Origin of the sequence: Kitasatospora sp. CB01950 (genome assembly GCF_001905465.1) — a bacterium.
Classification (GTDB): Bacteria; Actinomycetota; Actinomycetes; order Streptomycetales; family Streptomycetaceae; genus Kitasatospora.
In genome coordinates this window covers 563670-589611 of the sequence record NZ_LISX01000003.1, presented here as the reverse complement: position 1 = coordinate 589611, position 25942 = coordinate 563670, and the positions used below count along the sequence as shown (strand labels likewise).

Here is a 25942-nt window from a genome sequence, read left to right as displayed (position 1 = left end):
TGCCATGGACCGACGCGCAGTGGGCGCGGATCGCGCCGTTGTCGCCGGGCCGGACGCACCCGGCCGGGCAGCTCGCCGGGAGAGGTCGGCTCCGCACCTTGCCCAGCGCGCGGCGGGTGAGTCGGAGGGCCGGCTCGATCGCCTCGTCGCGCTTCCGCCGCCGTGGGGCCCGGACGGAGCTGCACCGCGCCGCCGGTGCCGGCCGAACGGCACGGCCCCGGCTGTCAGTCGCCGACGAACCACAGGCAGCGGTGCGGCCCCCGCTGGACGACCTGGCACAACTCCCTTGCCTGGTCGACCCATTCGCCGTCGACGGCGGGCGGGAGGCGGTCGAGTTCGGCGAGCAGCCGTGGCACCTGACGCTCGTTGAAGACCGCGTCGCCGTACGGGATCAGCGCGCACAGCATCGGGAACTGTGCCGGGTCGAGGTCGGCGAAGGCCGAGGTCCACCGCACCCCGGCCGCCGCCCGGGCCACGATGTCGCCGCTGTCGCCGCGCACCTGCATGGTGATCACCGGCCGAGCGTAGCGGCGGTCGCGGCTACGCGTGGCTCGCCTCGGGTTCCAACGCCGGTGCTGCCGTGGCGGGTTGGCGCATGGTGAGGACGAGGGCGGTGAGGGCGGCGAAGAGCGCGGCGGCGGTGAGGCCGGTGACGTGGAGGGCGGTGGTGAAGGCGTCGCGGGCGTGCTGCAGCAGCGTCGTGGCCTGGTCGGCGGGGAGTCGCGGGGCGGTGGCGACCGCGCCGGCCAGGGAGTCGGAGGCGCCGTCCATGCGGTCGCGGTAGACGACGGCGGCCAGGACGCCGAGCAGGGCGAGGCCGAGCGAGCCGCCGAGGTAGTTGCCGGTCTCCGACATGGACGCGGCCGAGCCGGCCCGTTCCGGGGCGACGGAGCCGAGGACGATGCCGGTGCCGAGGGCGAACAGCGGGCCGGTGCCGAGGGCGAGGACGGTGATGCCGGTGATCACGAGCCACAGGGAGCCGTCGACGAGGGCCAGCAGCAGGCCGCCGAGCGCGGCGACGGCGAGGCCGCCGGCGATCGCGGTGGTCTGCTTCACGCGGCGGGCGAGGGCGGGTGCGGTCATGGTGCCGGCGGCCACGCCGAGGCCCATGGGGGCGAACAGGGCGGCCGAGACGGCCGGCGAGTGGTCGAGCACGTTCTGCAGGTACTGGGTGACCAGCAGTCCGGTGCCGGCCATCGCGACACCGGCCAGGACCAGCCCGACCAGCACGGCCGTGAACGGTCGGCTGCGCAGCAGTCGCAGGTCCAACAGCGGCTCTTCGACGCGCAGTTGACGGCGGACGAAGAGCACGCCGAGCACCGCGCCGACGAGCAGCGCGACCGCCGGGACGGTCGACGACCCGCCCACGACGCCGTCCACGGCCAGCTGCTTGACGCCGTACACCAGCAGCAGCATCGCGGCCAGCGACAGCCCGACGCCGACCGGGTCGAGGCGTCCCGCCCGTTCGCTGCGGAACTCGGGGAGCAGGGCCGGTCCGGCGATCAGCAGCAGCGCCATCGGCGGCACGGCGAGCAGGAACACCGAGCCCCACCAGAAGTGCTGGAGCAGCACCCCGGCCAGCACCGGTCCGAGCGCGCCGCCCGCGAACTGTCCGGTCGCCCAGATCGCGACGGCCCGGCCGCGTTCGCGGTCGTCGCGGAACATGGTGGTGATCAGCGACAGCGTGGACGGGGCGAGGGTCGCGCCGGCGACGCCCAGCAGGGCGCGGGTGACGATCAGTATCAGCGGGTCGACGGCGAACGCGGCCACCATGGACAGCACGGCGAACGCCGCCGCGCCGGTCAGCAGCAGCCGGCGGCGGCCGATCCGGTCGCCGAGGGTGCCCATGGTGATGACCAGGCCGGCCACCATGAGCCCGTAGCTGTCGCTGATCCACAGCTGTTCGACGTTGTCCGCCCCCAGGTCGGCGCTCAGCCGCGGGAGCGCCAGCAGCAGGGCCGTCACGTCCATCGCGACGATGAATGTCGGCAGCATGAGCAGGGCCAGGCCCCAGCGTGCCCGGTCGATTCGCATCTCCGGAGGCTCCGTTCCTCTGCGATCCTTCGGGACCGTTTCCCGAGGGTTCGCCGGGTGGTCGGAGCGGTCGGCCGCTTCTCGACACCTCCGGCCGGGAGATCCGGGAAATCTCGGAAGGTTCTCCGGCCGGGGTGTCGAGAGGGCGTCGGCGGCTCCGACCACCGGGACGAGGGGCTCCGGCCGGGGTCCTGGTGAACGAGGAGGAGTGCGTGATGAGGTTCCAGATCTGCCTGCACATCGACCCGGCGGCGATGGACGCCCTGACGGACCGGGAGAAGGCGGAACTCGGCAGCGGGCACGGCCGGTTCATCCGGGAGCTGAAGGACTCCGGCGAGCTGGTCCTGACCCAGGCGCTGGCGGATCCGGCGCAGTCGGCGGTGGTCGCGGTGCGCGACGGGCGGCCGGTGGTGACGGACGGTCCGTTCCTGGCGGCGAAGGAGTTCCTCGGCGGCTGCTACCTGGTGGAGTGCGAGAACCGGGAGCGGGCGATCGAGCTGGCGGCGCGGATCCCGGACGCGGCGATTCCCGGCCTGGGCGTGGAGGTGCGTCAAGTGATCTTCTCCGACGGCGAGTTGAGCGCCTGACAGCTCCACCCGACCGAGGGCCTGGGCGCGTGCGCGCCGCAGGCCCTCGGCGCGTTCGCGAGGGCCATCCGCCACCCACCTGACAGCCGTGCACATGACACGAAATCACGCCCCGGGGCGGGCAGGTCCACATCAATAAAGGGGGCGGTGACTCCACATGCGCCGATCCGGGGGCGCACCTAGCGTGGGGAGAGGACATCGCCGATCCGACGATGACGTCCGTCCTTCCCAAGGAGGCGTATCCGATGCTTGTCGAGACTGTGCCGACCACGGTGACGACGACCGAACTCGGAGTCGTGAAGGCCCTGATGACCGAGGGCGAGTCGACTGTCAGCGGCGCGCCGCTGTACCAGCCCGAGGCCGCCGGCCTGCTGCTGCTCCTAGGTCTGCTCCTGCTCTCCCCGAAGGAGCCCGAGGAGGAGGAGTAGCACCGTTCAGCAGCACCGTTCAGTAGCACCGTTCCCGCATCAGATCCGAGGAAATTCCTAGGAAAGTAGTCCATCCATGCCGTTCGCCGATTCGCCCCAGCGGGAGTTCGCCGCCGCGACCGAGTGGGCGGCAGGCCGCGCCCTCGACGCTCTCACCGGCGCCGAGGGCGCGGCTCTCCTCGCCGCCGCGCCGGAGCCGCAGGCCATGCTCGCCGCCGATCGTGTGCTCGGCCCGGACGTGTTCGCGCCGGGCCTGCTCACCGGCAGTCCGACCCCGCCGGAGACCGCCGCCCGCGTCGCCGAGGCGTTCCTGCTCTTCCCCGCCGACTGGTCCGAGGTGCACGCGTGGCGCGACCTGGCCACCGCCGAACTCCTCGGCCGCGCCGGGCACGACGTGCCGGTGGCCGACCCTCCCCCGCCGCCCGGCCCCGACGAGAGCGGCTGGCAGCGCTGGTCGGTGCTGATGGCGCAGCTCTCCGGCCTGGCCCTGCCGACCCTGGACGGCCCGGTGCAGCAGTTGGCCCGCGAGCACGTGCTCGCGCTGGCCCGGGGCGCGAGCCGTTCGATGCTGCGGCGCGACCACCGCACCGCGACCCGGCTGGCCCGCTGGCTGGCCTGGCTGCAGAGCACCGGCACCCCGCCGCTGCTGGAACTCCGGCCGCTGCTGCGGCATCTCGCGCTGACCGGCGACGGCTCCGCGCGCACCGCCCTCGACCTCGCTGTCGCCGACCGATTGGCCGCCGCATGAACGAGACGCTGTCCGCCGACTGCCACCGGCTCGCCACCCGCTCGTTGGAGTGGCTGCAGAGGACCCACGAGCAGGGCAACGGCCTCCTGCCGCCGGACGACGACATCGACGTCTCCGACCCCAACAACGCGTACAAGCCGATCGGCGAGGCGGCGCTCGCCGCGTCCCTGGTGCTGCGCGAGAAGGCCGTCCTCGGCCCGGCCGAGCGGGACCGTGCGCGTGCGGTGCTCGACTTCGGCTGGCAGCAGCTGCGCCAGGGCGAGCTGCTGTACGAACGGCAGTTCCGGAACATCCTGCTCAGCGACCCGTTGGAGTTGTACGGGCACTTCCACCGTTCCGGCTACCGGCACGCGCCGCTGGACGAACTGCTGGCCGGCCTGGACGCGTTGCGCTCCACGCACGCCCTGGAGGCGATGGCGAACCGGCGGCTGGCCACCGTCAACGCCCGGTACGTGATCGGGCTGGAGAGCCGGCCCGACTGGGACGCGCTCGCGAAGACCACCTGGCTCGGCGAGCGGCCGGAGCCGTGGGCGATCGACTGGATCACCGGCTACAACGTCACGCACGCCGTCTTCCACCTCACCGACTGGGGCGCGGTGCCCGGCCGGCTGCCCGAACCGATGCAGGACTACCTGGCGCTGTGGCTGCCGGTCTGGGTGGACATCTGGCAGGAGACCGGCCAGTGGGACCTGCTCGGCGAGCTGCTGATCGTGGACGCCTGCCTGTCCGAGTCGGTCTGCGATCCGCAGAGTTGGGCGCAGCTCGCGTCCGTCCAGCACGAGGACGGTCTGCTGCCGCGCGACCTGGACCCGGTCGACGAGGATCCGGCGCGGGCCTTCAAGGACAACGAACACACCGCCGTGGTGGGCGTGTTGGCCGGTACCCTGACCCTCGCCCGCGACCGGCGGTGAACCCGCACCTCGCGGCGCTCGCCGCCACCGTGCCGCCCGACGCGGCCGTCGCGCTCGCCGTCGCCTCCCGCGACGGCGAGCGGCTGCTGTGCCGGGGCCGCACGGACGGCCGCTCCGGCGGGGCCGTGACGCCGGACACCGGTTTCGAGCTGGGCTCGGTGAGCAAGACGTTCACCGCGCTGCTGTTCGCCGATTCGGTCGCCCGGGGCGAGTCCGGCCTCCGGGACGCCGTCACCGTCGACGGGACGCCGTTCACCCTGCTGCACCTGGCCACCCACACCTCGGGGCTCCCCCGGCTGCCGCCCGGGCTGCGGCGCTCGGCGCTGCCGGTCTGGTTCAGCAACCCGTACGGGGCGTTCCCGGCCGCCGAGTTGGACCGGGCGCTGGCCCGAACTCGCTTGCAGTTCCGCCCCGGTAGCCGGGTGCAGTACTCCAACTTCGGTGTCGGCCTGCTCGGCCGGGTGCTGGCCGAACGGGCCGACTCCACGTACCCGAAGGTGCTGGCCGAGCGGATCACCGGGCCGCTCGGGCTGACCGGCACGGGCTGCGAGCCGGGCGCGGCGGTCGGCCACTGGCGCGGCCGCCCGCTGCCGCCGTGGCGGATTCCGGCCCTGCCGGGCGCGGGCGCCGTCCGTTCCACCCCCCGCGACCTGCTGCGTTTCCTCTCCCTGCACCTCGACCCGGCGGCCGCCCCGACCGCCGAGCTGGCGGCCGCGCTGCGGGACGTCCAGCGGCCGCGCCTGGTCAAGCCGCGCTCCGAGGACCGGATCTGCCTGGTGTGGAATCTGCGCCCGACCGCCGGCGGCGCGGTGCTCTTCCACTCCGGCGGCACCCGCGGCTTCACCACCTTCGTCGGTTTCTCCCCGAACCGCGGCACGGCCCTGGCCGCCCTCACCAACGCCGGTCCGCGGGTGCACGGCCAGTTCATCCAGACCGCCTACCGGATCTTCCGGGCGCTCTGACAACGGGGAAGGGCCGCCGGCGCGGGGTGCGCCGGCGGCCCGTTGTTCACTGCCGGTGGGTCAGGCGGTGAACCAGCCGGTCAGGTCGGCGGTGACGTCGACGTTCCCGGCGGAGTTGTAGAACACCACCCGGCCGTCGATCACCGGGACCAGTACCTGGTGCGAAACCGTCTGGCCCGCCGCGTAGTTGAGGCTGGAGACCGCGGGCCGACCGGTGTTGTGCGGGTAGGCGACCAGGTAGCCGGTGTCGGTCGCGCCGGTGGCCGTGACGTTCAGCAGCACGGCGGTGGCGTCGGCCGGGACGCCTCCGACGCCGCCGACCTGGACGCTGACGATGCCGCCCGCGCCGACGGTTCCCCGGCGGGCGCCGGTGCCGTCGCGGGTGTCGAGCAGCCTCAGCGGGGTGGCCGTCGAGAAGGTGCCGGCGCCGTTCGCCGAGTAGTAGCCGGTGACGTCGGCGAGCAGGTCCACCGTGCCGGAGCTGTTGCGCAGGTCGACCTTGCCGTTCACCACGGGGACGGTCACCAGGTTGGAGACGGTCCGGCCGGCGGTGAAGTTGAGGTTCGACGTGCCCGGCGCCGGCTGCCCGTCCGGGTGGACGGTGATCCAGCCGGACGAGGTCGGCGACACGGCGGTCACGTTCATCACCACGGCGGTGACGCCCTCGGCCGGGACGCCCTTGACGCCCGCCACCTGCACGGCGACCGTTCCGCCCGCGCCGACCCGGGCCTTGGGGGCGCCGGTGCCGTCGCGGGTGTCCAGGAAGCGTGCCGGGGTGATCGGCGTCAGCGCGGAGCCCCGGTCGGCGGCGTCGGTGTAGTAGCCGGCGAGGTCGGCGACCACGTCGAGGGCGCCGGTGTCGTTGCGCAGCTCGACCTTGCCGTCGGTCACCGGCACCGTCAGCAGGTTGGCCGTCGTGCGGTGGGCGGCGAAGGTCAGGCTCGGCACGCCGGGCACCGCCCGGCCGGCGGTGAGCCGGCCGTCCTCGCTCGGGTCGACCGCGGTCACGTTCAGCACGACGGAGGTGACGCCGTCGGGCGGGACGCCCTGGGCGCCCGTCACCCGCAGGCTCAGCGTCCCGCCCGCACCGAGACGGGCCTTGGGGGCGCCGGTGCCCTCGCGGGTGTCCAGCAGTCGGGCCGAAGTGAGCGGCACGAAGCGGGACTTGACGGCGGTGTCGGCTGCGGTGACCTCGAAGGCGTCCGGCAGTTAGCCCGGCGAGGCCTGGCCGGGGGTGTAGCCGCCCATGCCGTCGCGCAGCAGGTCGTACCTGCCCGGTGCCAGGTTCCTGGTGTCGACGAGCACGTTCAGCACGGTGCCGTCGGCGTTCACCGACTGCGGCCACATCGCGGCGGAGCTGCTGGTGGAGAGCTGCGACAGCTTGAGCTTGCTGCCCATCGACAGGCCGGTGCCGCGGATCACGACCGGCAGCAGGGTGCCGGCCCGGCCGGTCGCCGGGGCGACGGACTGCGGCGTGCCGTAGTCGGGCGAGGTCCCGGCCAGGCCCTGCAGGGTGTACTCGATCGGGGTCGGGGACTTGTCCGGGGTGACCATCAGCAGCGCCCGGCCGGCGCTTGAGCTTCCGTTCGAGCAGGAGCCGCCGAACTGGCCGTAGTTCTGGAAGCACTGGTAGCTGTTGTAGGAGTCGGTCCACTCGTTCGGGCCGGAGATCGCCAGCCACGGCGCCAGGTAGGGCCCGGCGGTGCTGGTGGTGCCCGCGACGGTGAAGCCCTGACCGGCCTTCAGGTCGACCACGCCGCAGTACGCGGTGTCGGTCTCGGTGAGCATGCCGCTGTGCTGCGGGAAGCCGTTCGCCGACAGCACGTTGGACGCGCACTCGGGGGCCCAGCCGTCCGCCCCGCCGACCTTCCAGGCGTCGACGTTCGCGTGGATCGCCTTGCCCTGGTAGCCGGACGCGACCACCAGGGCCACGTACGAGGTCGAACCGGTCATCTTGCAGGAGACGCCCCACTGGCGGCACTGGACCTTGCCGTCCGCGTCCACCGCCATCAGCAGCGTGGACGCCTCGTAGCGGTTGCCGGTGGTGCGGCTGGTCAGCCAGAACTTGTCGGTGGCCGCGCCGGTGATCCGCACGCAGCGGGCGTCCAGCGCCGAGGTGAAGTCGAACGGGGTGGACGGCCCGCCGACCGCGGTCGACGGGCGGGCGGTGCACGGGGCGCTGGGCGAGATGTCCCGGCGCACCAGGTGGTAGGTGTCCGTCTGGCCGCCGGCCAGCACCGCCGTGTACGAGGTGCCCGGGGCCAGTCGGCAGGTGGTGGTGGAGGAGCCGATGGTCGAGCAGACGGTGGCGCCGGCGGCGTCGTTGATGTAGACGACCGCGTTGGCCTGGTTCAGGTTGTTGGCGTAGTCCAGCATTTCGGCAGGCGCGTGCTGGTCGGCCGGGACGGACAGGCAGCGCTGCGGGTCGGTCGCGTTCAGCGAGACCTCGGCGCCCCAGTCGCCGCCGTAGCCGGACTGCGGCCAGGCGGTGCAGCCCGCGGCGCTGTCGGTGCGGTGGACGACCAGCGCGTACGCCTTGCCGGGGTCGGCGGTGACGGTGGCGCGGAACGGGGCGGTGCCGGTCAGCTTGCAGACGGCGTAGCCGTAGCCGCCGTTGTCGCACTGCTTGGCGCCGGTCGCGTCGTCGATCTCGACGGTGGCCGCGGCGCCGTCCGTCGGCGGCCGGTTGAGCAGGTAGAGGCCCTTGCCGGAGGCGGTCGGCAGGGTCAGGCAGCGTGCCTGCCCGGCCGAGGCGAAGGCGCCGGTGACGGCGCCGGAGGCGAAGCCGTCGTCGGGGGTGGCGGTGCAGCCGCGGGTCTCGGTCGCCGAGCGCAGCGTCATTCCGTAGGCGCCGGCGTCGGTGGTGCTGCCGTCGAGCACCCAGGTGTGGTCGCCGGCGGTCAGCGTGCAGTCGCCGGCCTGGCAGCCGTCCTGGGTGCCGTCGGTCCGGAACAGCCGGCCGGACAGCCAGGCGCCGGAGGCGTTGACCTGGCTGTACAGGTAGCGGCCGTCGGCGGGCACCCGCAGGGTGCGGCAGCGCGCGGCGGAGGTCAGGTCGGGGGCCTCGCCGAAGGCCTGCGGCTGCACCAAGGCGCAGCCCTCGGGCCGGGACAGCCGGGCCGCGGCGAAGCTGTAGTCGGTGGGCCGGCCGGAGAGTTGCTGGACCGTCACCCGGTAGGGCGCGGTGCCGGTCAGCGCGCAGTCCAGGCCGCGACTGCCGTCGCCGTTGTAGGAGTCGCAGATCCGCTTGCCGGTGCCGTCGTAGACGGTCCAGGTGGCCGCGTAGCCGGGCCCGTAGGTGCGCAGCACGTCGCCCGGGGCGAGTTCGGTGCGGTAGCAGTCGCCGACCGCGCCGGTGCCCAGCGAGGCGTTGAACACCTTGGCGGTGCCCAGCTTGCCGTCGTCGCCGGCCACGGCCTTGCACGCGCCGGTGGACAGCAGCGGCAGGTAGGCGACGGAGACCGAGTTGGTCCCGTAGGAGTTGTTCAGCTTCAGCGTGTACGTGCCGGCCTGGCCGGTCGCGCAGCGGAACGCGCCGCCGTACGAGCCCACGTTCTCGCAGGCGACGGTGGCGCCGTCGGGCGCGGTGAGCGTCCAGGTCAGGTAGTACTGGTTGGTCCCGAGCACCTGGAAGACCACCAGGTCGTGGTCCTGCACCAGGTCGAACGTCGGTGCGGCGGTGCTGAATTCGCCCATCGTGCAGGTGACGGGCGCCTGCGGATCCAGGGTGGCCGGGCAGGCCCCGGTCGGGTCGGACTCCTGGAGTGCCTTCGCGGCCGCCTGCTGCTCGGCCTTCGGGTCGGGCTTGGGCGCGGCCTTCGCGGTCTGCGGCTGGGCCTTCGCGGCGGGCACCTGCGGCGCCTCGGCGGCGGGCTTGGCGTCGGCCGGGCCGGCGGTGGCCGCGAAGGCGGTGCCGGACTGGGCGACCAGCGAGGTCAACAGCAGCGCGCCTGCGGCGAACACGCCGATGGCGGCGCGTTTCGGCCTGCCGGAAAACAGCAGCATTCTCACGGAACCCCCCAAGGTTCGCATGCCCAGCACCGGTGCCGGTCACCGGAGTTCGAGCAGCCGGAGTCTAGCGGGAGGCATACGCACCACCGCTACCACTGCGGGGTAACGGTTTCGCCCGGCCGGGCCGCGAGGCCGCTGCCGTCGCGCACCGGCACGTGCGTGTTCCGCACCGACTCGACCCGCCCGCCCGCCTGCGGAAGCGCCGGGCGCGCGGATCGGGCCCGGATACTGGCAGCCATGACCCACCGTCACCGGCTCGTCCCCCTCGCCGCGGCCTCGGCCGCGCTGCTGGCGCTCTGCGGCTGCGCGATCGGCAGCACCGGGCCGGTGCTGGCCGGGCAGGCGGCCACCGGCGTCCGGCCGGGCACCCGGCTGTACTTCGTGGACCGGGACGGCATCCGGCTGACGCTTCGCGACGACACCCGGCGGGAGGAGCTCCAGGCGGCGCTGGACTCGCTGGTCGCCGGCCCGGATCCGGCCGAGCGGCGCGACGGCCTGTCCACCGAGCTGCCCGCGGGCGGCCGGGTGCGGGCGACCGTCACCCCCGGCGCCGTCACCCTCAGGCTCTCCTGGCCGGCGGCCGCGCTCTCCGCCCCGGCGATCCAGCAGCTGGTCTGCACGGCCGAGGACGCCCCGACGGACGGGCCGGTCCCGAAGGTGGCCATCGTCGGCAGCGACGACCCGTCCGCGATCCGGCAGCAGTGCGAGCTGCACCGCACGGGCTGAGGTCACCGCACGGGCCGAGGTCCGGCCGGCGGGAGGCGCGTCGGATGAGAAACACAGGCGTCCTTTACCTCCGAAGTTCTGTGTATGGAGGAACCGTCACGCCGGGCGCTCCGGCGGTAAAGAGCGGGCCCAATCTGCGTGCCGCGCATTGCAGTTGACGGAACACCATCACTAGCGTCGGTGATGGCTCAACCGTGCGAATCCCCCGGTGCAGGAGCCCCGGCGCCCCCAGTCCTGCCGCTGCTCCTGCCTGCTCTGCCGCGTGTCCGGCGCATCCGCCGCGAGTTCGGCGCATCCGCCGCGGGCGGCCCCTCTCCGCAGTGCCCCGACTTCAGGAGGCAGTTCCTTGCGTATCCCCACCGCGCCCACCCTCATCAGTGCCGCCGCGCTCGCGCTCACCGCGTTCACGGGCCTGGCCGCCGCGTCGCCGGCCGACGCCCAGTCTGCGCCCACCACGTACAGCAAGGGCGGGGTCTCCTGGGTGCGGGCGTGCGACACGCTCGCCAAGGGCGACACCATGGGTTGCCACGCGCTGAAGGTCACCAACGCCGTCCAGCACGTCAACGCCCTGGGCGTGACCCCGAACTCCACGCCGTCCGGCTACGGCCCGGCGGACCTGACCGGCGCCTACAACCTGCCGGCCAACGGCGGCGCGGGCGCGACCATAGCGATAGTCGACGCGTACGACGACCCGAACGCGGAGGCCGACATGGCGGTCTACCGCGCGCAGTACGGGCTGCCGGCGTGCACCACCGCGAACGGCTGCTTCAAGAAGGTCAACCAGACCGGCGGCAGCTCGATGCCGAGCGCCAACTCCGGCTGGGCGGGCGAGATTTCGCTCGACCTGGACATGGTCTCGGCGATCGCCCCGAACGCGAAGGTCATCCTGGTGGAGGCCACCAGCGCGACCATGGCCAACCTCGGCAAGTCGGTGAACGAGGCGGTCACGCTGGGCGCGAAGTACGTGTCCAACAGCTACGGCGGCGGCGAGTCCTCCTCCGACAGCTCGTACGACTCCTCGTACTTCAACCACCCGGGCGTGGCCATCACCGTCTCCTCCGGCGACAGCGCGTACGGCGCCCAGTACCCGGCGGCCTCGAAGTACGTCACCGCGGTCGGCGGCACCTCGCTGAGCCGCAACTCGAGCGCCCGCGGCTGGGGCGAGTCGGTCTGGTACACCAACTCCACCGAGGGCACCGGCTCCGGCTGCTCCGCCTACGACGCCAAGCCGACCTGGCAGAAGGACACCGGCTGCTCCAAGCGCACCGTCGCCGACGTCTCGGCGGTCGCCGACCCGGCCACCGGCGTCGCGGTCTACCAGACCTACGGCGGCAGCGGCTGGGCGGTGTACGGCGGCACCAGCGCCTCGTCGCCGATCATCGCGAGCGTGTACGCCCTGGCCGGGACGCCGTCCTCCGGCTCCTACCCGTCCTCGTTCCCGTACGCGCACACCGGCTCGCTGTACGACGTGACCGCCGGCTCCAACGGCAGCTGCTCGCCGAGCTACCTGTGCACCGCCGGCACCGGCTACGACGGCCCGACCGGCCTGGGCACCCCGAACGGCACGGCGGCCTTCACCGGCTGATCGCGCACCGCGCCCGAGGGCGGCGGCACGCAGGGAGCTTCCCTGCGCGCCGCCGCCCTTCTTCCGTTCCGGTCTTCTTTTCCTGCCGACGGTCGTCAGTGATCAGGACGAGGTGGGACGGACCAGCCGCTCGTCGGGAATGACCGCGACACCGAGGATCTCGATCATCGCCTCGGGCTGCCACAGTGCGGTGGTGCCGATGCCCGCCATCGCCGGGTAGACCGGCCCGGCGAGCTCCCGCCACACCTCGCCGATCTGCTTGCCGTGCGCCTGGTAGTCGGGGATGTCGGTCAGGTAGAGCGTGATGCTGACCAGGTCCTGCGGCCGGCCGCCCGCCTCGGCAAGGGTGGCGAGGAGGTTGCCGAAGGCCTGCTGGAACTGCTCGACGATGCCGCCGGGGACGATCCGCATCCGCGCATCGAGCGCGGTCTGGCCGCCGAGGTGGAGGGTGTTGCCGCAGAGCGTGCCGTGCGAGTAACCGCGGGGCTCGGGCAGCGACGCGGGATTGACCGGAACGGGGACCGAGTGGCTCGCCATGGAGGACTCCTGCAGAAGGGTGCCGTCGTCGGTGCGACACGGTAGCAGCTATTGACAGTCCCGTGACGGTCGCAGAAACATTGGGACAACGCTCCCGACACCGGGCGGCGGACAGCGGCGCCGAGGCGGAGGTATCTCCCATGCAGCTCGCAACGGTCTCCCACCCCGACGGCGGCACCCGCGCCGCGGTGCGCCAGGACAGCAGCTGGCACGCGCTGCCCGCCCCCGACCTGTCGGCCTTCCTGCGCGACGGCGGCCCCGCGCGGGCCGGGGCGGAGATCCCCGGCGCCGTCCCGGTACTGCCGCTTCCCGCGCCCGCCAAGGTGCTCTGCTGCGGCCTGAACTACGCCGAGCACATCCGCGAGATGGGGCACGAACTCCCGTCCCACCCCACGCTGTTCGCGAAGTTCGCCGACACCCTGGCCGGCCCGCACGACGACCTGCTGCTGCCGCGCGGCCTGCAGGTCGACTGGGAGGCGGAACTCGCCGTGGTGGTCGGCGCGACGCTGCGCCGCGCCGACCGGGCGACGGCGCTGGCCGGGATCGCGGGCTACACGGTGGCCAACGACGTCTCGGTGCGGAACTGGCAGAACCGCACCGCGCAGTGGCTCCAGGGCAAGGCCTGGGACGGGTCCTGCCCGGTCGGCCCGGTGGTGGTCACCCCGGACGAGGTGGACCCGGCGGCGGGCCTGGAGGTGGTCTGCCGGGTCAACGGCGAGGAGGTGCAGCGCGACAGCACCAAGACGCTCGTCTTCGACCCCGCCGACCTGCTGTCGTACATCTCCGCGTTCACCGTGCTGCGCCCGGGCGACCTGATCCTCACCGGCACGCCCGGCGGCGTCGGCGCGGCCCGCGAACCGCAGCGCTTCCTGGCCGACGGCGACGTGCTGGAGACGTCGATCTCCGGCATCGGCACGCTGCGCAACACGGTGCGCTTCACCGACTGATCCCCTGATCCCCCGGGCCGACGATCCGGCCCAGGGCCTGTCCGGTCGATCGCGCCCGGCAAGAACGGCCGGACAGGCCCGAGCGAACCCTCTCGCACCACCCCCGACGACGAGGAGCTTCCCATGGACCCCACCCCCGGCAACTCCCCCGACTACAGCTCGTACCTGCTCGAGGGCGACAACTCGATGTACGCCACCGAGAGCGGCCTGGTGGTGCCGGTGGTCACCAGGGCGGGCACCGAGCCCGGCGACACCGGGCAGTCGGCCGGCGCGACCCGGATCTCCGGTATCAGCATCCAGCACACCCCCGCCACCCGGCTCTGGTTCGGCAAGGTCGGCAACGAGCCCGGCTACCGGTCGGTGCCGCACCACCACGGCGAGGCGGAGACCGGCGGCTACGTGCTGTCGGGCCGGGGCCGGATCTACTTCGGCGCGAAGTTCGCCGACTACGTGGACCTCGCCGAGGGCGACTGGGTGTTCGTCCCGCCGTTCATGCCGCACGTGGAGTGCAACGTCGACCGCAACCGCCCGCTGACCTGGATGACCACCCGCACGCCGGAGAACATCGTGGTCAACCTGCCCGAGGTGCCGGACGCGGAGCTGCCCGACTGGCTGGACCGGCCCTGATGGCCGACACCACCTCGGAGTTCTTCGCCGCCGCCGTCGCGCTGGAGCCCGTCCCGGCCGAGCACTTCGACCTCGCGTTCACCGCGGTCACCCAGCCCTGCCCGTGGCCCAAGGCGTACGGCGGCGACCTGGTCGCCCAGGCGGCCGCCGCCGCGATGCGCTCGGTCGAGGACGGCAAGGTGCTGCACTCGATGCACTCGTACTTCATGCGGCCCGCCGAGATCGGCGAACCGGTGCGCCACGAGGTCGAGTTGCTGCGCGACGGGCGCGGCTACGCGACCCGGCAGGTGCGCGCCTACCAGCGCGGCAAGGCGTTGTACGTGTGCCTGGCGAACTTCGCGGCGGGCGAGCCCGGCGGCAGCTTCGCCGCCGCGCTGCCCGGGCGGTACGCCGGCGGCCTGCCCGGGCCGGACGAACTGCCCGGCTCCGCCGCCTACTTGGCGGACCGCGAGGGCGGCACGATGACCGGGGCGGCCAAGGAGTACTGGTCGGCGGGGCGCAGCTTCGACCTGCGACACGTGCCGGGCCCGCTGTACCTGGACGTGGAGGGCGGGCGGGCGCCGCACCAGGCGGTGTGGGTGCGGCCGTTCGACGCGCTGCGGCCGGTGGAGGGGTTGAGCGAGGCGCAGCGGGACGCGGCGGCGCTGGCGTACGTCTGCGACTACACGATCCTGGAGCCGGTGCTCCGGGTGCTGGGCCTGGCGTGGGCGCGGCCGGGGCTGGTGACGGCGAGTCTGGACCACGCGATGTGGTTCCACCGTCCGCCCCGGGCGGGCGAGTTGGACGGCTGGCTGCTGTACGCGCAGCGGGCGGTGGCGGCGGAGTCGGGCCGGGGGCTCGGCGAGGGCCGGTTCTTCACGCCGGGCGGGGTGCATCTGGCGACGGTGCTCCAGGAGGGCATGATCCGGGCGGGGGACGGCAGATGAGCGAGTCCGCCTTCCGTGACACCTTCGCGCGCGACCACCTGCCGCCCCTCGGGCAGTGGCCGGTGCTGGAGTTCACCACCGAGCTGCTGCAGTATCCCGAACGCTTCAACGCCGCAGTGGAGTTGCTGGACCGGCAGGTCGCGGAGCTCGGCCCGGACCGGCCGGCGCTGCGGACGCCCGCCGGGGAGGTGTGGACGTACGGGGAGTTGCAGCTGCGGTCGGCGCAGGTCGCGCAGGTGCTGACCGAGGACCTGGGGCTGGTGCCGGGCAACCGGGTGCTGCTGCGGTCGCCGAACAATCCGTGGGCGGTGGCGGCCTGGCTGGGCGTGCTGCGGGCCGGCGGGATCGCGGTGGCGACCATGGCGGCGCTGCGGGCAAGGGAGTTGGGGCCGATCCTGGCGAAGACCCGGCCGGTCGCGGCGCTGGTGGACCACCGCTTCGTGGACGAGGTGCGGGACGTGCCGGTGGTGGCCGTCGGCGGCACCGGGGCGGACGACCTGGCCCGGCGTGCGGCCGGCAAGTCGGGGCGGTTCGCGGCGGTGGACACGGCGGCCGACGACGTGGCGCTGTTCGGGCCGACCTCGGGCACCACCGGCGTCCCGAAGATCACCGTGCACTTCCACCGCGACCTGCTGTCGATCGACAACACCTTCGGCCGGTGCACGCTGCGGCTGCGCCCGGACGACCTGGTGGCGTGCACGGCGCCGCTGGCGTTCACCTTCGGGCTGGGCATGCTGGTGGTGTTCCCGCTGCGGGCGGGCGCGTGCGCGTTCCTGACCGAGTCGGCGACGCCCGCGCAGTTGGCCGAGCTGGTCGCGGAGCACCGGGTGACGGTGCTGGCGACGGCGCCGACCGCGTACCGGCAGATCGTCAAGTCCGGTCTGGCGGAGCGCCTTTCGGGGCTTCGGTGCGCGGTGAGCGCGGGCGAGCACATTCCCCGCGAGGTGTGGGAGCGGCTGCGGGCGGAGACCGGTCTGCGGGTGGTGGACGGCATCGGCGCGACCGAGCTGCTGCACATCTTCATATCGGCGGCCGGGGACGAGATCCGTCCGGGTGCGACGGGCCGGCCGGTGCCGGGGTTCCGCGCGACGGTGCTCGGGCCGGACGGCGAGGAGCTGGGGCCGGGCGTGGAGGGCCGGTTGGCGGTGATCGGCCCGGTGGGCTGCCGGTACCTGGACGACGAGCGCCAGGCGGACTACGTGGTCAACGGGTGGAACGTCACCGGCGACACCTTCGTCCGCGACGAGGACGGCTACTACTGGTACCGGGCGCGCAGCGACAACATGATCGTCTCGTCCGGCTACAACATCGCCGGCCCGGAGGTGGAGGCCGCCGTGGACACCCACCCGGACGTGCTGGAGTCGGCGGTGGTGGCGGCTCCCGACGCCGAACGGGGCTCGGTGGTCTGCGCGTTCGTGGTGCTGCGGGCGGGCGCGGCGGCGGACGCGGGGACGGCGAAGAGCATCCAGGACCACGTGAAGCGGCAGCTCGCGCCGTACAAGTACCCGCGCGAGGTGCGGTTCGTCGAGGCGCTGCCGCGCAATCCGAGCGGCAAGCTCCAGCACTTCCGGCTCCGCCGGCTCGTCGAGGACCCGACGGCGGACCCATCGGCGGGCACGACGGCGGACTCGGCACCGGGCACGGCGGCGGGCACGACAGTGGAGGGCACGGTATGAGGATCGCGGTGGTCGGCGGCGGGCCCGGCGGGCTGTACTTCGCCTCGCTGATGAAGCAGTTGGACCCGGCGCACCGGGTGACGGTGTGGGAGCGCAACGCCCCGGAGGACACCTTCGGCTTCGGCGTGGTGTTCTCCGACGAGACGCTGACCGGCATCGCGGGCGCGGACGAGGCGGTGCACGCCGAGATGGAGCGCGGCTTCGCCCGCTGGACCGACATCGACGTCGACGTCGACGGCCGGCGGTTCACCGTCGGCGGGCAGGGGTTCGCCGCGATGGGCCGCAAGGAGCTGCTGCAGATCCTGCAGCGGCGGGCGGCGGAGCTCGGCGTGCGCGTCCACTACCGCACGCCCGCGCCGGACGTCGAGGAGTTGCGGGCCGCGCACGACCTGGTGCTGGCCGCGGACGGCGTGAACTCCGCCGTCCGGTCCGCGCTCGCGCCGGCCTTCGGCCCGTCGCTGGACCGGCGGCACAACAAGTACATCTGGCTCGGCACCGATCTGGTCTTCGAGGCGTTCCAGTTCTTCGTCAAGCAGACGGAGTGGGGCACCATGCAGATCCACGGCTACCCGTACTCGGCGACGGGCTCGACGTTCATCGTGGAGATGCACGAGGAGGTGTGGCGGCGGGCCGGGTTCGACCGCACCGACGGGCGGGAGTTCGGGCCGGGCGAGTCGGACGCGTTCGCGGTCTCCCGGGTCGCCGAGATCTTCGCGGAGGAGCTCCAAGGGCATCGGATCCTCACCAACAACTCGCGCTGGCTGAACTTCACCACCGTCCGCAACGAGCGCTGGTACGACGGCAACGTGGTGCTGCTCGGCGACGCGGCGCACACCGCGCACTTCTCGATCGGCTCCGGCACCAAGCTCGCCATGGAGGACGCCCTCGCGCTGGCGGCCTGCCTGCACGAGCGGCCGGGCGTTCCCGAGGCGCTGGAGGCGTACCAGGCGGAGCGCAGGCCGGTGGTGGAGTCGACGCAGCGGGCGGCGCAGGCCTCGCTCGAGTGGTTCGAGAACATCGGCATGTACGCCGGGCAGGAGCCGGCCCAGTTCGTCTTCAACCTGCTGACCCGCTCGCGCCGGATCACCTTCGAGAACCTGAAGGAGCGCGACGCGGAGTTCGCGGCCCTGGTGGAGGGCGGGTTCGGCGCGCACCCCGGCCCGGCGATGTTCCAGCCGGTGCGGATCGGCCCGCTGGAACTGAACAATCGGATCATCGTCTCGCCGATGGACATGTACTCGGCGGTGGACGGCGTGCCCGGCGACTTCCACCTGGTGCACCTGGGCTCCAAGGCCCTCGGCGGCGCGGGCCTGGTGATGAGCGAGATGGTCTGCGTCTCCCCCGAGGGCCGGATCACCCCCGGCTGCGCGGGCCTGTGGACCGACGGGCAGGCCGAGGCCTGGCGGCGCGTCACCTCCTTCGTCCACGGCGGCAGTTCGGCGAAGGTCGGCCTCCAGCTCGGGCACTCCGGCCGCAAGGGCTCGACCCGGGTGATGTGGGAGGGCATCGACGAGCCGCTGCCGGACGGCAACTGGGAGGTGATCGGCCCGTCCGCACTGCCGTACGGGCCCGGCTGCCACGTGCCGCGCGAAGCGACCCGCGACGACCTGGACCGGGTGGTCGCCGACTTCGAGGCGGCAGCACGGCGCGGCGCGGAAGCGGGCTTCGACCTGATCGAGGTGCACGCCGCGCACGGCTACCTGCTCTCCTCCTTCCTCTCCCCCGTCGCCAACCGCCGCACCGACGCGTACGGCGGCAGCCTGGAACGGCGGCTGCGCTTCCCGCTGGAGGTGTTCGACGCGGTGCGGCGGGCGGCGCCGGAGCGGATCCCGGTGACGGTGCGCATCTCGGCGACCGACTGGCTGCCCGACGGCACCACCGAGGAGGACGCGGTGGAGATCGCCCGGGCCTTCGTCGAGCACGGCGCGGCCGCGATCGACGTCTCCTCCGGGCAGGTCGCCCGGCACGAGCGTCCGGCCTACGGGCGTTCGTACCAGACGCCGTTCGCCGACCGGATCCGTCACCGGGTGGCGGCGCCGGCGGGCGTGCCGGTGATCGCGGTGGGCGCGATCTCCTCCTGGGACGACGCCAACTCGATCCTGCTGGCCGGCCGCGCCGACCTGTGCGCGCTGGGCCGCACCCACCTGTACGACCCGCAGTGGACGCTGCACGCCGCCGCCGAGCAGGACTACCGGGGCCCGGGCGCGGAGTGGCCGGTGCAGTGGCAGGCGGGCCGCCGCCGGCCGCCCACCTCGCGCACCGACCGGATCCCGCCCCGGCTGTCGCTGCTGCGCGACGGCGTCTCCGGCACCGCGCACCTGCGGTGGACGCCGGAGCGCCGGGTCGGGGTGTCCGCGTGAAGGGCGCGGTCCGATCATGTGCGCGGCGTCCGCCATACTCGGTGGGATGAGCGAGACGTTGGACGCCAGGCCCGCCGCGGCGCGCCGTTCCCGGACGGTGCTGGTGACCTTCCTCGGCGCCGTCGTCCGCAAGCTGGGCAACTGGATGCCGATCGCCGGCACCGTCGAACTGCTCACCCAGGCCGGCCTGGACGCCTCCAGCGTCCGCACCGCGGTGTTCCGCCTCAAGCAGCGCGGCTGGCTGGAGGCGCAGACCCGGGCCGGCGTGCGCGGGTACGCGCTGACGCCCGCCGCGCTGGAGGCGCTGGCCGCCGGGGACGAGGTGATCTGGCACGCCCGGCAGCCCGCCGACCTCGCCGACGGCTGGTGCCTGGTCAACTTCTCGGTGCCGGAGTCGGCGCGCGCCAAGCGGCACCAGCTGACCGCGCACCTGGCCGCGCTCGGCTTCGGCAACATCGGCGCGGCCGTGTGGATCGCGCCCGCCCGGATGCTGCCGGCCGCCGTCCGGGCCATCGGCGAGCTCGACCTGACCGACCAGTGCGCCGTCTTCACCGGCGACCACGTCGGCGGGCAGGACCTCGCCGGGATGGTCCGCAAGGGCTGGGACCTGGCCGAGATCGACCGCCGCTACCGGGAGTTCCGCACCGACCGCACGGCCGAGGCCGACCTGCTGTCCACCGCCGCGTTCGTGGACGGCCGGGACGCCTTCGTCGGCTACCTGTCGGTGGTCGACGACTGGCGCAAGCTCCCCTTCCGCGACCCGGGGCTGCCCCCGCAGGTGCTTCCCGCCGACTGGTCCGGGCCCGCCGCCGTCCAGCTCTTCGAACGCCTGGTCGCCGCCCTGGAGGGCCGCGCCCTCGCGCACGCCGCGCCCTACTGGTCCGCCAGGCTGCGCTGACCTGTCGCGGCGAGTCCGGGCATGGGCTGGACGGGCGTGCAGCCCTGGGTGTCGAAGTCGATGACCACCCGCTTCGGCTCGGAGGCCACCGGGGCCTGGACCCGGAGCATGGTGCCGTCCGGGTCGATCCAGCAGCGCACGGTGTCCGAGGTGCCGGCCCTGCCCCGGGCGTCCGGTGCGGTCATGACGTCCGTCCCGTCCGCCTTCGGCCGGCCCGCCGAACGCGGTATCGGCGTCCCGCCCGTCCCCGTCCGGAACGACCGGCCGAAGGAGAGGTGAACGATCCCGATCGAGCCACCTGCGTCACATGGCGTCGGCCGGCCAGGCGGCCGCGCAGAGTGCGGTGGTCACCTCCTCCTGGTAGCGGGCGGCGGCGAGCCAGGCCGTGGCGAAGGCGAGGTGGTCGGTGGTGTGCAGGCGGCCGAAGACGTCGCGTTCCTGGTCCGCCGCGGCCGCGTGGACGGCGGTGAGCAGCTGGGCGGCGGTGGCGAGGCCCGCCGACCGCAGTCGGCGCGCCTCGGTGGCGGCCCGGTCGGAGCGTCCGGCCAGGGCCCGGCGGCCGCCGGTGACGGCCTGTTCGAGCGGGCGGGCCAGCAGGTGGAAGGGCGGCTGCGGGGCGAACGCGGCGGCCGGTGGCAGCGTCTCGGGCCGGTCCGGCGGCAGGTCGGCGTGCTGGAGGCGTTCCAGGCCCAGGTTGATCCGGTTGCGGTACTCGGGCGGCAGGGTGAGGACCGGGCCCGGCCCCGGGGCCGGGGCGGCGGCCAGCAGGCGCAGCCGCGGGTGGGTGGCGCGCTCCAGCCGGCCGACCACGCGCAGCGGCAGGCCGGGCGCGGAGGCCAGCGCCGCCAGGTTGGCGGCGAACGCGAGCCGTGGGTGGTCCTGGGCGGGCAGCAGCGCCACCGTCGACCCCGCGCACTCGGCGAGCAGCTGCGGGGCGGTCGACCCGGGAACGGTCCCCGGTCCGAGCACGGTGACGTCGAGGAACAGCAGGTCCGATCCGGCGGGACGCTGCTCGAGGGGGATGCGCCCGGCCGCCAGCGCCCGTTCGACCTGGGCGGGCACCGGCTCCGCCCAGAGCCGGGCGGCGGGCTCCTCGTCCCAGCCCGCCCCGGCGGCGCGCACCGCCCGGACCTTCGCGCCCGCGCCGAGCCGCCCGGAGTCGGTCCGGGTGGCGCCCTGGACGGTCAGTCCGGCCCGGGCGAGGTCGCGGTGCGACAGTGTCGCGTCACCGAGCCGGACCGGCCGGCCGGCCGCCGCCCCGGCGAGTTGCGCGGCCTCCGTCGGATCGGCGTGCGGGGTGACGTCGGAGACGGTGGCGAGCTGCCCGGCGCCGTCCACCACCCAGACCGTGACGCCCGCGTGGGTGGCCGACACCACCGGTTCGGCGAACAGCCCGTACAGCCGGAGCGAGCCGACCTCCCGGTAGGTCTGCCGTGCCGCCGCGCGCACCTGGCGGGGCGTGAACACGGTGGTGGCGTCGAGCAGTTCGCGATGGGCGGCGGCCAGGTCGGCGAGCCGGTGGTCGGGTTCGGCGGCCCGGGCGGCGCGCAGCCGGGTGACCACCGTGGCGGCCAGCGCGGCCGGCCGGTGCAGGCCGAGCAGCCGGGCCTGGTGGGCGGTCCGCAGCAGTTCGGCCTGCTGGACGCTGCCCGCGCCGCTGATGCCGGCGGCCAACGTGTCGGCCGCGACCCGGCGCAGGCGGTCGACGGCCTCGGCCTCGGCGGGGGCGAGCGGCTGCTGTTCCTCAGCTGCGTCGGCGGCACCGGGTTCCGGGTGCGCGGACTCGTCGGCCGGCGTCTGCTCGTCGCCGGGCGTCTGCTCGTCGCCGGGCGTCTGCTCGTCGGCGGGCGCGGCCAGCGGGGCGGCCGTGACGGCGGCGGCGCGGTGCAGGCAGCCGGGGGCGAGCAGGCAGCCGCACCGGACGTGGTCGGCCGTCCGGACGGTGCCGCCGGGGGCGTGCAGGACCAGCACCGTCTCGTCGTCGATCCGCACGCTCCAGTCGTCGCCCGTCCGGACGACCGGGCGGTCGGCGAGCTTGGCCGCCGCGCCGTCGAGCCGTTTCTGGAGGCGCGCCGACAGGGCCGACACCACCTCCGCGACGACCTCGGCGGCGACGGCGGGCCATCGGGTGTCTGTCATCGGATCTTCTCCCCCACCCAGCGGGCCAGTTCCAGCGGGCTGAGTGCCGCCACCGGCATGCCCGCGGCGACGAGTTGTTCGGCGACGGCTCTGGAGTACCGGGGTTTCCCGGTGTCGTCGAGTGCGGCGCAGCCCAGCAGGTGGCAGCCGGCGCCGACCAGCGCCCGGGTCTCGGCCAGCAGCCCGCCGAGCGGGTAGCCCTCCTCGAAGTCGCTGATCACGGCGATCAGCGTGCGGGACGGCACGGTGACCAGGTCGCGGGCGTACCGCAGGCCGGCCGCGATGTGCGTGCCGCCGCCGACCTGGACCTCCAGGAGCAGGCCCAGCGGGTCGTCCACCCGTCCGCTCAGGTCGACGACCTGGGTCGAGAAGGCCACGAAGTGCGCGGTCAGGGACGGGACTCCGGCCAGGATCGACGCGGTCAGCGCCGCCCAGACGGTGGAGGCCTCCATCGATCCGGACACGTCGACGACCAGGATCAGTCGCCAGTCGTTGGCCCGGCCGGCCCTGGTCCGGAAGACCGGCCGTTCGGGCACGATCACGGTGCTGCCGTCCGCGCCGGGCCGGGCGGTGGCGAGGTTGGCCCGGATCGTGCGGTCGAGATCGAGCGGGCCGGCCCGGCGGCGGCTCGGCCTCGGCAGGGTGAGTCCGGTCAGGGCCGGGCGCAGCGTGGTCGCGAGCTCGCGCGACAGTTCGTCCACCAGTCGCCGGACCAGCGGGCGCAGCGCGGCGAGGCGTGCCTCGGGCAGGCCGCCCGCGTGCTGGAGCACCGTGCGCAGCAGGTCGACCGAGGGGCGGACGGCCTCCGGGGCGAGCGCCTCCAGGACGTCGGTGCGGCCGTGCGCCGCCGCGGCGGCGAGGACCTCCTCGCGGATGCCCGGTCCGAACAGCGCCACCAGTTCCTCGGACCATTCCCGGACGCCCGGGTACGGGGCCTCCCGGCCGCCGCGCCGGTCGCCGGTCGGGCCCGGGGCGGAGCCCTCGCCCCGGCCCGTGCCGTAGAGCTCGTCGAGCGCGGCGGCGAGCCGCGCGGACCGCCCGGTCGGGCCGGGGCCGCTGCCCGGGCGGCCGAGCACCAGCCGCCAGCGGTCGGCGGGCGGGAGAACGGCCCCGGGGGCCGGTGCCACCGGCTCGTCCCGCACCTGCGCCGCGTCGGGTGCCTGCACCGCATCGGGCGCCTGCACCGCATCGGGCGCCTGCACCGCATCGGGCGCGTGCGCCTCGTCGCTCGCGGCGGGCAACAGTCCACCCGCCTCCAGGATGTGACGGGCCGCCAGATCGGCTCTCGCCCAGGTGGCGAGGGTGGCCGGGTCGAGCTCGGTCGGCAGGGTGTCGACGTGCGTGCCGAGACGCTCCTCGACGACGGCGAGCAGCCGGTCCCGGGCGGCCGGGCTGAGCGTGTCGAAACCGCCGCGCAGTGCGGGCAGCCGGTCCAGGAAGGCCTCGTCGGAGAGCTCGGTGACGCGTGCCAGCAGCGGTTCGAGCGCGGCCGGGGCAGCGGTGAGCAGCCCCTCGGCCGCGGTGAGCAGGCCGCCGAGGGACCGGCCGAGCGCGGCCCGGCTCGCCGGGGCGGTGGCGGCGTCCACCCAGGAGGCGACCCGGCCTCCGAACTCGGCGGGCTCCTGGTGGCCGAGCAGTACGCGGGTCGCGCCGGCCGCGCCGCGGATCAGCGGCGAGCCGTCGTCGGCCAGCCGGCGCAGCACATGGCCGAGCCTGATGCCGCCGTCGGCGTCGGCCCGGCGGGCGAACTCCACCAGGGCGCGGGCATCCGCGACGTCCTCGGAGCCCGCCAGGCCTTCGAGCCCCCGGACGGCGGCGACGGTGAGCAGCTCGGCGGCTGCGGCGGCCGGGCCGAGCAGCGGCGCGGCCGCCTCGGGTCCGGCCAGGTGTCCGGCGGCGAGCCGGTCCAGCAGGGCGAGAGCGTCGAGGAGTTCGGGGAGGGACGCCACCGCCGGTACCTCGTCGGCGAGTTGGTCCAGCCGGGCGGCACTCGGGGTCGGCAGGGCGCACCCGGCGGCAGCGGTGAGACCGTCGATGATCTGCCGGGCGGTCGAACCGCCCGCGTCCCGTTCGCGACGCAGCCGTTCCCGCAGCGTCCCGTCGGCGGCCTGAGCGGGCGTCACTCCGCGCATCCCCGCGACGGTCAGCATTGCGGCGACGGCCGGCGTCCACTGGACCCGCCAACGCGAGCCGACCGCGTCGGCGCCGCCGGCACCGGTCACGGCGACCGGTTCGCCGTAGGGCACGCCGCACACCTCCAGGCGACGCAGCAGCAGTTCACGACCTGCGTCGAGGGCCGAACGGTGCGGGTCGAGACGGAGATCGCGCGGCGACGGTTCGGCCGCGCCGGGCAGACCGAGCTCCGCGATCAGGGCCTCCACGGCGGGACCGAGACCGGTACGGGGCGCGACCGGAGTCGGCCGACCGGTACGCGTCCCGACCAGCACCGCTTCGAGCGCCCGCGCCACAGCCCGCCCACGCCCGAGCGGTTCCCCCTGCGCCAGCACCGTCTGCACCGCCTCGATCAGCTCCCCCCGCCCCGGCGCCGGCAGCCCCCGCAACCGCCCCAGGTCCCCGGCCACCCGCACCACCTCCCGCCCATCGGCGGGCCCGGCGGGGTGCCCCTGCCCGCGCAGCGCCTCGCAGATCCGCACGGCAGTACGAGTGAGCTCCGCAGCAAGGCTCTCCGGATCACCGGCGGAAGTCAGCACGGTGTGCTGCCATTCCGGGTCGCGAATACCGGCGGGGTAGCCGGAGCGGGCGTCGAGCAGCGGGTAGGTGTAAGGCACGAGAGAGATCACGTACGACTCGGGTCCGCCGGGAGACGCGGGCGCCGACGACGGTCCGGTTGCCGTTGCCGGCCCGGCCGCCGAAGGCGGGTCGATCGCCGGCCCCGGCACGGGCGTTGACGCCAAGTCGGCCGCGACGTGCTGCGGCAGGTCGGCGACCGTCGCCGACGGAGCGCCCGCAGTCCGGTCACTGTCGAGCAGGGCCGGTGCGTGGAAGGCGCCGATGACCGCGGTGACCCGGCGGCCGTCCGCCGACGCCGCGTGGATGCGGGCGCGCATCCACGACTCGCGGTGGAGGTCGAGCGGGTCGACGGCGGGGGCGTCCTGGCGTAGGGCCCAGCCGACCAGGAGGGCGGCGCGGCGGACTTCTTCCGGGGTGCAGCCGGGGGCGGGGGCTTCGACCAGACGGTCCCACAGGTCCTCGTCCGGGCGACCGGTGAGGCGACGGCGGAGGGCTTCGGCGAGGCCTTGCGGGGCGGGGCAGGTGGCACGGGTTTCGGTGGCACGGGTTTCGGCGGCACGGTGGACCAGTGGCAGGTCGCAGGCCACGACCGGCACGCCGTGGCGGGCCGCCCAACGCAGGGCGGTCAGTTCCGGGGAGAAGTCCGCGAACGGGTAGAACGCCGGGCCGGAACCCTCCTCGGCGGTTGCGGCGGCGAGCGCCACCGGCGCCTCGGTGCGCTCGTCCGCGAGGAGGCCGAGCCACGGCTGGAACTCCTCGGGCAGTTCGACGAGCAGCACGTCCGGCCGCGCCGCGTCGAGCAGGGCGGGCAGCACGGCCGCGATCGACGGGGCGTGGTGGCGGACGCCGATCAGGTACGGCCCGGGACCGTCGACGCCCGAACCGGCGAGCCGGGCAACGGCCTCCGCCGGAGAGCCCCCGGACTCGACGCCGACGCACCGGCCGTCACCGTCGGCCACGACCGTCGATCCGGTGCCGTCCACGCCGGAACGGGCGAGCTCCGCCGGAGCGTCGATCGGGGGCGCCCCGGTCGCGGCCGACCGGGCGTCGTCGCGAGGGTCCGCGTCCGGGCAGGCGGGCCGCGGCGGT

Annotated in this window: 21 protein-coding genes; 13 read left to right on the top strand and 8 right to left on the bottom strand. The window is 74.5% G+C overall.

Translation table 11 applies throughout. The annotated features are described in order from the left end of the window. Window positions 1-224: 224 nt before the first annotated feature. Both AMK19_RS11080 and AMK19_RS11075 read right to left on the bottom strand, forming a co-directional pair. The gene (locus tag AMK19_RS11080; RefSeq protein WP_241844366.1) at window positions 225-506 is read right to left on the bottom strand and encodes a hypothetical protein; all 282 of its coding nucleotides are present in this window, start codon (window positions 504-506) and stop codon (window positions 225-227) included. A 34-nt stretch (window positions 507-540) separates the two neighbouring features. Further along, window positions 541-2034: an MFS transporter gene (locus tag AMK19_RS11075; protein WP_073810534.1), complete on the bottom strand. Its 1494-nt coding sequence runs from the start codon at window positions 2032-2034 to the stop codon at window positions 541-543. A gap of 215 nt (window positions 2035-2249) precedes the next feature. Between AMK19_RS11075 and AMK19_RS11070 the strand changes: the two genes are divergently transcribed. The 5 genes from AMK19_RS11070 to AMK19_RS11050 all read left to right on the top strand — a co-directional run bounded on the left by AMK19_RS11070 (window position 2250) and on the right by AMK19_RS11050 (window position 5670). Next, window positions 2250-2621 (top strand): YciI family protein, encoded by a 372-nt coding sequence (locus AMK19_RS11070; RefSeq protein WP_073810532.1) that lies wholly within the window; start codon window positions 2250-2252, stop codon window positions 2619-2621. A gap of 245 nt (window positions 2622-2866) precedes the next feature. Continuing rightward, the gene (locus AMK19_RS11065) at window positions 2867-3049 is read left to right on the top strand and encodes a hypothetical protein (protein ID WP_073810530.1); all 183 of its coding nucleotides are present in this window, start codon (window positions 2867-2869) and stop codon (window positions 3047-3049) included. A gap of 76 nt (window positions 3050-3125) precedes the next feature. After that, entirely contained in the window at window positions 3126-3797 is a 672-nt protein-coding gene (locus tag AMK19_RS11060; protein WP_073810528.1) for a hypothetical protein, read from the top strand. Next, complete coding sequence (locus AMK19_RS11055) at window positions 3794-4708, top strand: DUF6895 family protein (protein WP_073810526.1); 915 nt, start codon at window positions 3794-3796, stop codon at window positions 4706-4708. Before AMK19_RS11060 ends, AMK19_RS11055 begins: the two co-directional genes overlap by 4 nt. After that, window positions 4705-5670: a serine hydrolase domain-containing protein gene (locus AMK19_RS11050; RefSeq protein ID WP_073810524.1), complete on the top strand. Its 966-nt coding sequence runs from the start codon at window positions 4705-4707 to the stop codon at window positions 5668-5670. The genes AMK19_RS11055 and AMK19_RS11050 overlap by 4 nt, the downstream gene beginning before the upstream one ends. A 60-nt stretch (window positions 5671-5730) precedes the next feature. On the opposite strand, the gene AMK19_RS37130 is transcribed toward AMK19_RS11050, so the two are convergent. Further along, the gene (locus AMK19_RS37130) at window positions 5731-6825 is read right to left on the bottom strand and encodes a hypothetical protein (protein WP_073810522.1); all 1095 of its coding nucleotides are present in this window, start codon (window positions 6823-6825) and stop codon (window positions 5731-5733) included. 54 nt (window positions 6826-6879) lie between these two features. Beyond that, entirely contained in the window at window positions 6880-9675 is a 2796-nt protein-coding gene (locus AMK19_RS11040; RefSeq protein ID WP_073810520.1) for a hypothetical protein, read from the bottom strand. Window positions 9676-9918: 243 nt separating this feature from the next. On the opposite strand from AMK19_RS11040, the gene AMK19_RS11035 reads away from it, so the two are divergent. Beyond that, a complete protein-coding gene (locus AMK19_RS11035; RefSeq protein ID WP_073810518.1) occupies window positions 9919-10407 on the top strand; it encodes a GerMN domain-containing protein in 489 nt (162 codons plus the stop codon). A gap of 352 nt (window positions 10408-10759) precedes the next feature. Next, complete coding sequence (locus AMK19_RS11030; protein WP_073810883.1) at window positions 10760-11992, top strand: peptidase S8; 1233 nt, start codon at window positions 10760-10762, stop codon at window positions 11990-11992. Between the two features lie 102 nt (window positions 11993-12094). Here AMK19_RS11030 and AMK19_RS11025 read toward each other — a convergent pair whose 3' ends face one another. After that, window positions 12095-12529, bottom strand: coding sequence for a RidA family protein (locus tag AMK19_RS11025; RefSeq protein ID WP_073810515.1), 435 nt, complete (start codon window positions 12527-12529; stop codon window positions 12095-12097). A 140-nt stretch (window positions 12530-12669) separates the two neighbouring features. Here AMK19_RS11025 and AMK19_RS11020 point away from each other — a divergent pair, with 140 nt between their 5' ends. From AMK19_RS11020 to AMK19_RS10995, 6 genes are all read left to right on the top strand, one after another. Beyond that, entirely contained in the window at window positions 12670-13476 is an 807-nt protein-coding gene (locus AMK19_RS11020; RefSeq protein WP_073810513.1) for a fumarylacetoacetate hydrolase family protein, read from the top strand. 123 nt (window positions 13477-13599) lie between these two features. Next, the gene (locus AMK19_RS11015; protein WP_073810511.1) at window positions 13600-14103 is read left to right on the top strand and encodes a cupin domain-containing protein; all 504 of its coding nucleotides are present in this window, start codon (window positions 13600-13602) and stop codon (window positions 14101-14103) included. Beyond that, complete coding sequence (locus AMK19_RS11010; RefSeq protein WP_073810509.1) at window positions 14103-15029, top strand: acyl-CoA thioesterase; 927 nt, start codon at window positions 14103-14105, stop codon at window positions 15027-15029. Before AMK19_RS11015 ends, AMK19_RS11010 begins: the two co-directional genes overlap by 1 nt. Next, complete coding sequence (locus tag AMK19_RS11005; RefSeq protein ID WP_083646653.1) at window positions 15026-16705, top strand: AMP-binding protein; 1680 nt, start codon at window positions 15026-15028, stop codon at window positions 16703-16705. Before AMK19_RS11010 ends, AMK19_RS11005 begins: the two co-directional genes overlap by 4 nt. Continuing rightward, window positions 16702-19065 carry a bifunctional salicylyl-CoA 5-hydroxylase/oxidoreductase gene (locus AMK19_RS11000; protein ID WP_073810507.1) on the top strand — a complete coding sequence of 788 codons (2364 nt, stop codon included), beginning with the start codon at window positions 16702-16704 and terminating at the stop codon, window positions 19063-19065. Before AMK19_RS11005 ends, AMK19_RS11000 begins: the two co-directional genes overlap by 4 nt. 46 nt (window positions 19066-19111) lie before the next feature. After that, window positions 19112-19963: a PaaX family transcriptional regulator gene (locus AMK19_RS10995; RefSeq protein ID WP_241844336.1), complete on the top strand. Its 852-nt coding sequence runs from the start codon at window positions 19112-19114 to the stop codon at window positions 19961-19963. Here the strand turns inward: AMK19_RS10995 and AMK19_RS10990 are convergent. The 3 genes from AMK19_RS10990 to AMK19_RS10980 form a co-directional block, all read right to left on the bottom strand. Next, window positions 19939-20148, bottom strand: a complete 210-nt coding sequence (locus AMK19_RS10990) for a hypothetical protein (RefSeq protein WP_073810505.1) — start codon at window positions 20146-20148, stop codon at window positions 19939-19941. The two genes, AMK19_RS10995 and AMK19_RS10990, sit on opposite strands and share 25 nt — an antisense overlap. A gap of 118 nt (window positions 20149-20266) precedes the next feature. After that, window positions 20267-22102, bottom strand: a complete 1836-nt coding sequence (locus AMK19_RS10985) for a hypothetical protein (protein ID WP_073810502.1) — start codon at window positions 22100-22102, stop codon at window positions 20267-20269. Further along, window positions 22099-25812, bottom strand: coding sequence for a DUF5682 family protein (locus tag AMK19_RS10980; RefSeq protein ID WP_443135003.1), 3714 nt, complete (start codon window positions 25810-25812; stop codon window positions 22099-22101). The genes AMK19_RS10985 and AMK19_RS10980 overlap by 4 nt, the downstream gene beginning before the upstream one ends. Window positions 25813-25942 lie beyond the last annotated feature (130 nt).

What these genes read in the sequence shown, in the direction of transcription:
- AMK19_RS11080 (WP_241844366.1), bottom strand. Translation starts at nt 506, where the DNA reads ATGCAGGTGCGCGGCGACAGCGGCGACATCGTGGCCCGGGCGGCGGCC.
- AMK19_RS11020 (WP_073810513.1), top strand. Translation starts at nt 12,670, where the DNA reads ATGCAGCTCGCAACGGTCTCCCACCCCGACGGCGGCACCCGCGCCGCG.
- AMK19_RS10990 (WP_073810505.1), bottom strand. Translation starts at nt 20,148, where the DNA reads ATGACCGCACCGGACGCCCGGGGCAGGGCCGGCACCTCGGACACCGTG.
- AMK19_RS10985 (WP_073810502.1), bottom strand. Translation starts at nt 22,102, where the DNA reads ATGACAGACACCCGATGGCCCGCCGTCGCCGCCGAGGTCGTCGCGGAG.
- AMK19_RS11055 (WP_073810526.1), top strand. Translation starts at nt 3,794, where the DNA reads ATGAACGAGACGCTGTCCGCCGACTGCCACCGGCTCGCCACCCGCTCG.
- AMK19_RS11065 (WP_073810530.1), top strand. Translation starts at nt 2,867, where the DNA reads ATGCTTGTCGAGACTGTGCCGACCACGGTGACGACGACCGAACTCGGA.
- AMK19_RS11060 (WP_073810528.1), top strand. Translation starts at nt 3,126, where the DNA reads ATGCCGTTCGCCGATTCGCCCCAGCGGGAGTTCGCCGCCGCGACCGAG.
- AMK19_RS11025 (WP_073810515.1), bottom strand. Translation starts at nt 12,529, where the DNA reads ATGGCGAGCCACTCGGTCCCCGTTCCGGTCAATCCCGCGTCGCTGCCC.
- AMK19_RS11015 (WP_073810511.1), top strand. Translation starts at nt 13,600, where the DNA reads ATGGACCCCACCCCCGGCAACTCCCCCGACTACAGCTCGTACCTGCTC.
- AMK19_RS11040 (WP_073810520.1), bottom strand. Translation starts at nt 9,675, where the DNA reads ATGCTGCTGTTTTCCGGCAGGCCGAAACGCGCCGCCATCGGCGTGTTC.
- AMK19_RS11010 (WP_073810509.1), top strand. Translation starts at nt 14,103, where the DNA reads ATGGCCGACACCACCTCGGAGTTCTTCGCCGCCGCCGTCGCGCTGGAG.
- AMK19_RS11005 (WP_083646653.1), top strand. Translation starts at nt 15,026, where the DNA reads ATGAGCGAGTCCGCCTTCCGTGACACCTTCGCGCGCGACCACCTGCCG.
- AMK19_RS11035 (WP_073810518.1), top strand. Translation starts at nt 9,919, where the DNA reads ATGACCCACCGTCACCGGCTCGTCCCCCTCGCCGCGGCCTCGGCCGCG.
- AMK19_RS11000 (WP_073810507.1), top strand. Translation starts at nt 16,702, where the DNA reads ATGAGGATCGCGGTGGTCGGCGGCGGGCCCGGCGGGCTGTACTTCGCC.
- AMK19_RS11075 (WP_073810534.1), bottom strand. Translation starts at nt 2,034, where the DNA reads ATGCGAATCGACCGGGCACGCTGGGGCCTGGCCCTGCTCATGCTGCCG.
- AMK19_RS10995 (WP_241844336.1), top strand. Translation starts at nt 19,112, where the DNA reads ATGAGCGAGACGTTGGACGCCAGGCCCGCCGCGGCGCGCCGTTCCCGG.
- AMK19_RS11070 (WP_073810532.1), top strand. Translation starts at nt 2,250, where the DNA reads ATGAGGTTCCAGATCTGCCTGCACATCGACCCGGCGGCGATGGACGCC.